The organism is Streptomyces sp. NPDC127119, assembly GCF_042677425.1.
In the GTDB taxonomy this organism is placed as follows: Bacteria; Actinomycetota; Actinomycetes; order Streptomycetales; family Streptomycetaceae; genus Streptomyces.
Map to the genome: position 1 here is coordinate 44,460 of NZ_JBHXTO010000055.1, position 7,888 is coordinate 52,347.

Annotated in this window: 7 protein-coding genes; 1 reads left to right on the forward strand and 6 read right to left on the reverse strand. The window is 69.5% G+C overall.

Annotated features, from left to right (window positions below; translation table 11 throughout):
* Positions 1-8: 8 nt before the first annotated feature.
* The 5 genes from ACFVH5_RS23205 to ACFVH5_RS23225 form a co-directional block, all read right to left on the reverse strand.
* On the reverse strand, positions 9-914 hold the full coding sequence (locus ACFVH5_RS23205; RefSeq protein ID WP_385835551.1) for a carbohydrate ABC transporter permease: 906 nt from the start codon (positions 912-914) through the stop codon (positions 9-11).
* Positions 911-1,936: a carbohydrate ABC transporter permease gene (locus ACFVH5_RS23210; RefSeq protein ID WP_385835553.1), complete on the reverse strand. Its 1,026-nt coding sequence runs from the start codon at positions 1,934-1,936 to the stop codon at positions 911-913. The genes ACFVH5_RS23205 and ACFVH5_RS23210 overlap by 4 nt, the downstream gene beginning before the upstream one ends.
* 20 nt (positions 1,937-1,956) lie before the next feature.
* Positions 1,957-3,222 carry an ABC transporter substrate-binding protein gene (locus ACFVH5_RS23215; RefSeq protein ID WP_385835555.1) on the reverse strand — a complete coding sequence of 422 codons (1,266 nt, stop codon included), beginning with the start codon at positions 3,220-3,222 and terminating at the stop codon, positions 1,957-1,959.
* Between the two features lie 269 nt (positions 3,223-3,491).
* Complete coding sequence (locus ACFVH5_RS23220; RefSeq protein WP_385835557.1) at positions 3,492-4,775, reverse strand: ROK family transcriptional regulator; 1,284 nt, start codon at positions 4,773-4,775, stop codon at positions 3,492-3,494.
* Positions 4,776-4,994: 219 nt separating this feature from the next.
* Positions 4,995-5,480: a MarR family winged helix-turn-helix transcriptional regulator gene (locus ACFVH5_RS23225; protein WP_384799707.1), complete on the reverse strand. Its 486-nt coding sequence runs from the start codon at positions 5,478-5,480 to the stop codon at positions 4,995-4,997.
* A gap of 93 nt (positions 5,481-5,573) precedes the next feature.
* On the opposite strand from ACFVH5_RS23225, the gene ACFVH5_RS23230 reads away from it, so the two are divergent.
* Positions 5,574-6,479, forward strand: coding sequence for an alpha/beta fold hydrolase (locus tag ACFVH5_RS23230; protein ID WP_385835560.1), 906 nt, complete (start codon positions 5,574-5,576; stop codon positions 6,477-6,479).
* Positions 6,480-6,490: 11 nt separating this feature from the next.
* Here ACFVH5_RS23230 and ACFVH5_RS23235 read toward each other — a convergent pair whose 3' ends face one another.
* Positions 6,491-7,735 (reverse strand): D-arabinono-1,4-lactone oxidase, encoded by a 1,245-nt coding sequence (locus ACFVH5_RS23235; protein ID WP_385835561.1) that lies wholly within the window; start codon positions 7,733-7,735, stop codon positions 6,491-6,493.
* Between the last annotated feature and the right edge of the window lie 153 nt (positions 7,736-7,888).

Sequence of the window (7,888 nt, forward strand, 5' to 3'; positions counted from 1 at the left end):
CTCCTAGGTCAGCCCTTGATGCCGGTCTGCGCGACCCCCTGCACCAGCCAGCGCTGGAGGAACAGGAACACGAGCACCAGGGGCAGGATGGACACTGCGGTGGCCATGAAGATCAGATGGAAGTTGACCGTCTGATTCGTCATGTACGAGGAGAGCGCGACCTGCACGGTCCACGCCTCCTGGTCCTGGCCGATGACCAGGGGCCACAGGAAGGCGTTCCAGCCGCTGATGAAGGTGATGGTCGCGATCGCGGCGAAGAAGTTCAGCGAGTTGGGCACGACGATGCGCCAGTACGCACCCCAGTACCCGAGCCCGTCCACGCGCGCCGCCTCCTCCAGCTCTTTGGGGAACCCCAGGAAGTACTGCCGGAACAGGAAGCAGGTGAAACCACTGAAGAGCCCCGGAACGATGAGACCTTGCATACTCGACACCCAGCCGAGCGACGAGACGAGCACGAAGCTCGGTACGAAGGTGACGGCGGCCGGCACCATCAGGGTCACCAGGACAGCGTAGAAGATCTTGTTCGCGTGCCGGTACGGGATCCGGGCGAGGCCGTAGCCGGCGAGCGAGCAGACCAGCAGCGTGCCGAGGGTGTGCAGGATGCCGACGACCGCCGAGTTCCCGAGGGAGCGGCCGAACGGGACCGTCGTGTCGTCGAACAGCTCGGTGACATTGCCCCACTGGACGGTGGTGGGGAACCACTGCCAGTTCTCGCCGGTGATCTCGGCGTCCGTGGACAGGGCGTTACGGACGATGAGGTAGAAGGGGACGAGAAAGAGCAGGGCGCAGACGGCAGTTGCGAAGTAGAGGCCCGCGGAGCCGAGTACGCCCCGTCGGTCGCGCCTGCGCCCGGAGTGCTCGGACCGGTCGGGTGGCTCGGCATCGGCCTTGTGGGCCGGAACGACGGTCGTCACCTGGAGTCCTCCCCCTTTCCGAAGCCCAGGAACCTGCCCTGGAGCAGGGTCACCATGCAGATCAGCAGGGTCAGGATGACGGCGCCCGCGCTGCCGGCGCCGTAGTCCTGGTCGTCGCCCAGCGCCGTGTAGTACAGCTCGACGAGCGGCGGGCGCCCCCACGTCGTCTTCGACAGCAGATTGAAGAACTCGTCGAACGCCTGGTACGCGGCCACGAGCAGCAGCAGGATCACGGCCGTCGAGGTGGCCCGCAGCTGGGGCAGGGTGATGTGGCGGAACGTCTGCCAGCCGGGCTTGGCGCCGTCGATCGCGGCGGCCTCGTACAGCACGGGCGGGATGTTCTGCAGGGCCGCCAGGAACAGGATCATGTAGAAGCCGGCCTGGAGCCACAGGCGGACGGTCACGATGACCAGCCAGTACCAGGGCGGGTTCGGGTCGGCGAGCCAGGCGATGTTCTCGGCCCCGAACCAGCCGAGGACCGTGTTCATCATGCCGAAGCGGACCCCGCTGAAGAGGGACATCTTCCAGATCAGCGAGGCGGCGACGAAGCTGCACGCCGTCGGCAGGAAGAACACCGACCGGAAGAACGCCTTCATGAAGCGCAGCCGGTGCACCATCAGCGCCAGGCCCAGCGACAGCGCCCAGGTGACCGGCACGATGATCGCGGCGAAGACGGTGAAGGTGACGAGGGAACCGGTGAAGTCGCCGTTCGTCAGCATCAGCCTGTAGTTGTCGAAGCCGATGAACTTGTCGGGGGTGACCGTGTAGCGCGCCTCGAAGAAGCTGAGCCAGGCGCTCCACCCGATGGGGATGTAGACGAAGATCACCAGGCCGACGAGGAACGGGCCCGTGAAGATCCAGAAGCTGAGCGTGCTGCCCCGCACGCCCTTTCGGGACCGTCCGGTTCCCGGTCCGGGGGCCTTCGCGGAGGCGGGGCGGCCGGCGTCACGCGTCGAGGCGGTCGAGGCGGTCGGAGCGGCCGGGGTGGTCGGAGTGGCGGGAGGGGGCGGTGTGGTCGACATGGCGCTGCCTGTCCGCCGGCCTATCCGAACAGCTTCTTGAGTTCGCGGTTGACCTTCACGTCCGCCGCGTCGAGGGCCTTCTCCGGGTCCATGCCCTTGCGGACCGAGTTGGCGACCACTTCCTCCAGCGCCGTGATCATCGCCTGGGTCCAGGAGATGTTGTCGAAGCGCCCGTAGTCGGTGAAGAGCTTGACGCCCTCGGCGGGCAGCCCCGACTTGAGCTTGGTGGCGGACGCGGCGAGCGACTTACGCGGCGGTATGTGGAAGCCGTAGCTGAGCGCCCAGTCCTCCTGGTACTTCTTCTGGTCGATCCAGAGCCACTTCACGTACTCCTTCGCCAGGTCCACGTTCTTGCCCTTGGCGTTCACGAACATCGACCAACCCCCGTTGTACACAGCGGGTTTGGCGCCGGAGGCCGCCGAGGGGAAGGGGAAGATCCCGAGGTCGTCGCCGAGGGCCTCCTGCATCACGGGCATGGCCCACATCCCGCACCACTGGATCGCGGTGAGGCCCTGGACCAGGGCGGAGGGGTCCCAGTAGTCGGCGGGCGCGTCCAGGAGCAGATGCCCACTGGTGAACATCTTGCGGTACGTCTTCAGCGCCGCGGCCACGTCGTCGGTGTGGTAGGCGATCTCGTTCCTGTCGTTCAGCTGGTCGGCGCCGGCCGCCCAGACCAGGGCGTAGTTCGTCGACACCATGTTGTTGCCGAGGAACAGGCCCTTCACCTTGTCGGTGGTGAGCTTGTCCGCCGCCTCGGCCAGCTCGTCGAGGGTCTGGGGCACCCCGAGACCGGCCTTCTCCAGCAGCGACTTCCGGTAGAAGAAGAACTGCGGGTCGTCGATCATCCGGACGCCGTAGACCTTGCCGTCGACCGTGTGGGACGTGATGTCCGCCGGATTGAAGTCGTCCTTGACCGGGCCGAGGATGTCGTCCAGCGGCGCCACCTGACCGCTCTTGATCAGCTGGAGCTGGGGGTGGAACTCGAAGACGTCCGGGGCGTTGTCGGTGAGCAGCGACGAGAACAGCTTGCTCTCGAAGTTGGTGCCGGTGATCCACTGGGTGGTCACCCGGGCCTCGTCGTAGGCCTTGGCGTACCGCTTGATCGCCTCCTGCGTACCGGCTTCGCCGTACGCGTGGAAGTACTGCACGAGGCTCTTGCCCGAACTGCCGCCGCCCTCACGGCCGGTGTTGCCGCCACAGGCGGCCAGCGGGCCGAGGGCGGTGAGGCCCGCGGCGGCCCGCAGAACGGAACGACGATCCCAGTTGCTGCTGCTCAATGCCGACATTGTGACGTCCTTGTCTCTTGTCCGGCTGTGATCCGAGCACGGCGGTGATCCCCCTACGGCTGCGGCTCGAAATCGCTGTGGGGTGCGGGACGTTAACCTTCGGCTAATGCTTCGGCAAGGGGTTGGACGAAGTCTGTTCGAAGCGTTGCGCGGCGTCCGGAATGCCGGACGCAAAGGTGTGCAGGCCATGCATCAATGGCCCCGGTGCCGCTGTTCCCCACTGTCCGGACCGGCCGGATCCGTACCGCCGTTGCAGCTGCACACGACCGTCACGACGTCGGCGCGGTACGGCTCCTCGCGGGGGCGGTGGGACGCGGCGCGGTGGCCCGGCCGCCCGGGAGCCGGTCGGGGCCCGCGGACTTCGGGCCCGCCGAGTTGAGGGTTCCTTCGAGTGCGAACGTCGCCGCGCCCAGGCAGACCGGGTCCGTGGGAATGGCGGAGAGGACGATCTCGGTGCCGGCCAGCGGCCGTTTCAGCGCGCGCCGGGCCACGGCCCCGCGCACCTCCCGCAGCAGCGGCTCACCGAGCGTGGCCGCGACCCAGCTGCTGAGCACGACCACCTCGGGGTTGAGGAGGTTCACCAGGTCGGCGATGGCGGCGCCGAGAAAGCGCGCGGTGTCGCGGACCACCTCGACGGCCACCGGGTCCCCGTCGGCGACCGCGCGGGCGAGCGCGTCGATCGTGGCCGTCTGGTCCTCGGGGTGCAGCAGCGGGCTGCCGGGGCTCGACTCCCGCAGGTTCAGCATGATGCCGGGCGCGCCGACGTACGTCTCCACGCAGCCGTGGTTGCCGCAGTGGCACGGCCGCCCGTCCAGGACGAGGGTGGTGTGGCCCCACTCGCCCGCGCTGTTGCTGACCCCGCGGTGCAGCCCGCCGCCCAGGACGAGCCCGGCCCCGACACCCGTACCGAGGTTCACCACCACGGCGTCCCCGCGCCCGCGCGCGGCTCCGAACCACAGCTCGGCGACCGCGCAGGCGCGCAGCGGATTGTCCAGATAGAGGGGGTACGCGATGTGCTCCGCGAGCAGGTTGAGCAGCGGCACGTCGTGCCAGTCCCAGTTCGGCGCGTACTCCGAGACACCGGCCTCGCGGTCCACCTGCCCCGGCACGCTGACGCCCACCCCGAGGACGCGCGCGCCCTCGATCCCGGCCTGCGCGACCACCGAGCCGACGGCCGAGGCGACATGCCCGACGACCTGCTCCGGACGGATCTCACCGGGGCGCATGTCCTCGTCCGCGCGGGCCAGCACGTCCAGCGCGAGATCGAACAGCTCGACCCGGACGTACGTCTCCGCGATGTCGACGCCGATGAGCGCGCCCCCGGACGCGTTGACGGCGACGAGTCCCCGCGGGCGGCCACCCGCGGAGTCCTCGAAGCCGACCTCGGTGAGCATCCCGAGATCGAGCAGCTCACCGACGAGTGTGGCGACCGTGGCGATGCTCAGTCCGGTCGCGGCGGCCAGTTCCTGCCGGGAGGTGGGGGAGTGGGCGATGATCTGGCGCAGCACCCCGTAGCGGTTCGCGGTGCGGATGTCGCGTGATGTGCGCTTCACCAGAACGTGCCCCCTCGATCCCTCCGCCCCGCGGCCGGCTGAAGGTTCGGCCCACGCGGGGACATGACGGAACCCGACGGGCCCCGGCGCCGCGCAAGGCTATGACCGCCGCGCCCTTTCGACAACCCCTTAGGAAAGGGGCTTTACAAAGTCCCTCGTGGCCACGCGACCGCGTGAAGGGGCGGTGCCGACGGTGTCGCGGAGATCCCTGGGTGTCCCCTAGGTGTTCAGGTCGCGCGCGATCCAGCCCGGTGAATCGAGGCGGATCGCGTTGTCCCCGACCAGTGCGCGCAGGGTCTCCTCGACCGCCGTGAGCGAGGCCGCGTCCGCCACGCCGCTCACCTGCTCCTCCCACTGCTCGCGCAGCTCGTCGAAGATCGCCTCGCCCTCCCGCAGCAGCGAGAGCCCGTGCTCGGTGACGCGGAGCCGCATCAGCCGGCGGTCGGCCGTGTCGGGCTCGCGCACGACGTACGCGCGCTCCTCCAGGACGGCGATCGTCTTGGCGGCGGCCTGTTTCGTGACCGACATCCTGCGGGCGAGTTCGGAGGCGTTGTCCGCGCCGGACAGGATCGAGTGGAGGGCGAAGTCGTGCACCGGCCGGACGTCCTCGTACCCGCGATCGGCGAGTTCGGTGGTCGCCCGATCCGCCAGGGTGCGGAAGGCGGCGAGCAGGAGCAGCGCGAGGTCGGCGCCTGATCTGGACATGTCGCCAGCATACGGCCACCTTTGACATCGACAACCGGGTTGTCTACCGTATTGGACAACGAGGTTGTCCATCTAGAAGTTCCAGGAGCCCCCGTGACCACGACCCTGTCCTCCGAGCCCTCCGGCGCGACCCTGCCGGGCATCACCCACCACCTCGCCGACCTCAACGGCACACGCCTGCACTACGTCTCCGCGGGCACCACCGGCTCACCGATCCTCCTGGTGCACGGCTGGCCGGAGACCTGGTGGGCGTTCCGCAAACTGATACCGCTGCTCGCGCGCTCCCACCGGGTCCTCGCCCTCGACCTCCGAGGCTTCGGCGACTCCGGCAACGCGGCGGACGCGGCCTACGGCGAGACGGTCTCCGCCGAGGACCTGCACCACCTGGTCGGCCACATCGGCGCGGGCCCCGTCCACCTCGTGTGCCAGGACATCAGCGGCGGCACCGGCTTCCGCTTCGCGGCCACGCACCCCGAGGACGTCCGCAGCTTCACCGGGATCGAGACGACCCTCGCGGGATACGGGCTCGAAGCCCTCGCCGACGTGAACCACTCCGGTTCCTGGCACGTCGGGTTCCTCGGCGCTCCGGGTGTCCCCGCGATGCTCCTGCCGGGCCACGAACGCGAGTTCCTGGCCGACTGGGCCTTCCCGCTGATGAACGGCACGGAGGGTGCCGTCACCGAGGACGACGTCGACGAGTTCGTACGCACCTATGCGCGTCCGGACGCCTGGCGGGGCACCGAGGGCCTGTACCGGTCCGTCTTCGAGGACGCGGGCGCGACCAGGGCCCTGGCCGAGTCCCGTCCGCTCACCGTCCCGGTGCTCACGGTCGAAGGCGCGAGCCACCCCTTCACGGAGAACACCTTCCGCCAGGTGTCCGCCGGGGAGATCACCGCGGTACACCTCGAAGGGGTCGGCCACCTCGTCGCCCAGGAGGCTCCGGAAGCGCTCGCGACGGCGCTGCTGGAGTTCACCGGGCGGGTCGACGACCACACGTAGGAAGGCGCCGCTCAGGACCCGAGGACCGAACCCACGAAGTCGTTCCGGAACGTCCCCGTCGGGTCGAGTTCCTCCACCAGGGCCTTGAAGTCGGCCATCCGCGGATAACGTCCGCGCAGGTCCGAGGCCTCCGCCGTGAACACCTTCCCCCAGTGCGGACGCGCGTCGAAGGGCGCGAGGGCCTGCTCCAGCCGCCGCACCACGGGCAGCACGGCCGCCGTGTCCTCGACCCAGGTGAAGTGGAACGCCACGGTGTCCCGTCCGTACGCCGGGCTCAGCCACTGGCTGTCCGCCGCGACCGTGCGCACCTCGCAGATCTGCAGCACCGGCGCCACCGTCCCGCGGATCGCGTCGACGGCATGCAGGGCGTCGACGGCGTACGCACGCGGGAGCAGGTACTCCGACTGGAGCTCGGCGCCGCTGCTCGGGGTGAACTCGGGCCGGAAGTGCGGCAGCCGCTCGTGCCAGGGTCCGGGCACGCCGAACTGCTGCGTGCAGTTCACGGCGGGCATCCCCGGCACCGGATGCATCGCCTCGGCGGCGGGCTCGGCCCACGGGAAGCCGTCCCACGGCACGTCCGTACGCCGCTTCACCCACGCCTGTACGAACCCCGACCGCTGCCAGTCGGTGAACAGACTCACGCTGTACGCCGACGCCGACACCGTCTCGAAGTCCAGCCCGGCGAGTAGCAGCGGGCCGAACACATGCTGGGCGACCTCGAAGTCCGGCTCCAGGTCGAGGGTGAGCGCCGTGACGACACCGAGGGCGCCCAGCGAGGTCACGGCGCCGCCGAAACGGGCGTCGTCGCGGTCGACGGCCAGGACCGACCCGTCGGCGAGGACCAGCTCGACCTCCCGTACGGGGGACGCCAGCGAGCCGTTCGCGTTGCCCGAACCGTGGGTGCCGGTGGCCACCGAGCCCGCCACGGAGATGTGCGGGAGGGAGGCCATGTTGGGCAGGGCGAGACCGTGCTCGTGGACCGTCCGTGCCAGCTCCGCGTACCGGACGCCGCCGGCCACCCGGACCGTACGGGTCGCCGTGTCCACGTCGATGGACGGGGGGAGTGCGGTGAGGGAGAGCAGGGTGCCCTCGGGGCCGGGGTCGGCGATCAGGTTGAAGGAGTGTCCGCTGCCGAGCACTCGGGCGTGGGGGCTGCGGGCGATCAGGGAGCGGAGTGCGTCCACGGAGTGGGGGTGCTGCAGTTCCTTGGCGGAGTACGTGATGTTCCCCGCCCAGTTCTTCAGGGCCTCAGCCATCCCTCATCCTTCCGGAAAGTCCTCCCTGGAACCTACCTCTCCGTGACCTGCGGCGTCGTCTGCGGCCCGGTGGGGGCCGATCGCGCAGTTCCCCGCGCCCCTAAAAGCAGGGCTGCGCCCCTGCTTTTCATCTTTCAGGGGCGCGGGGAACTG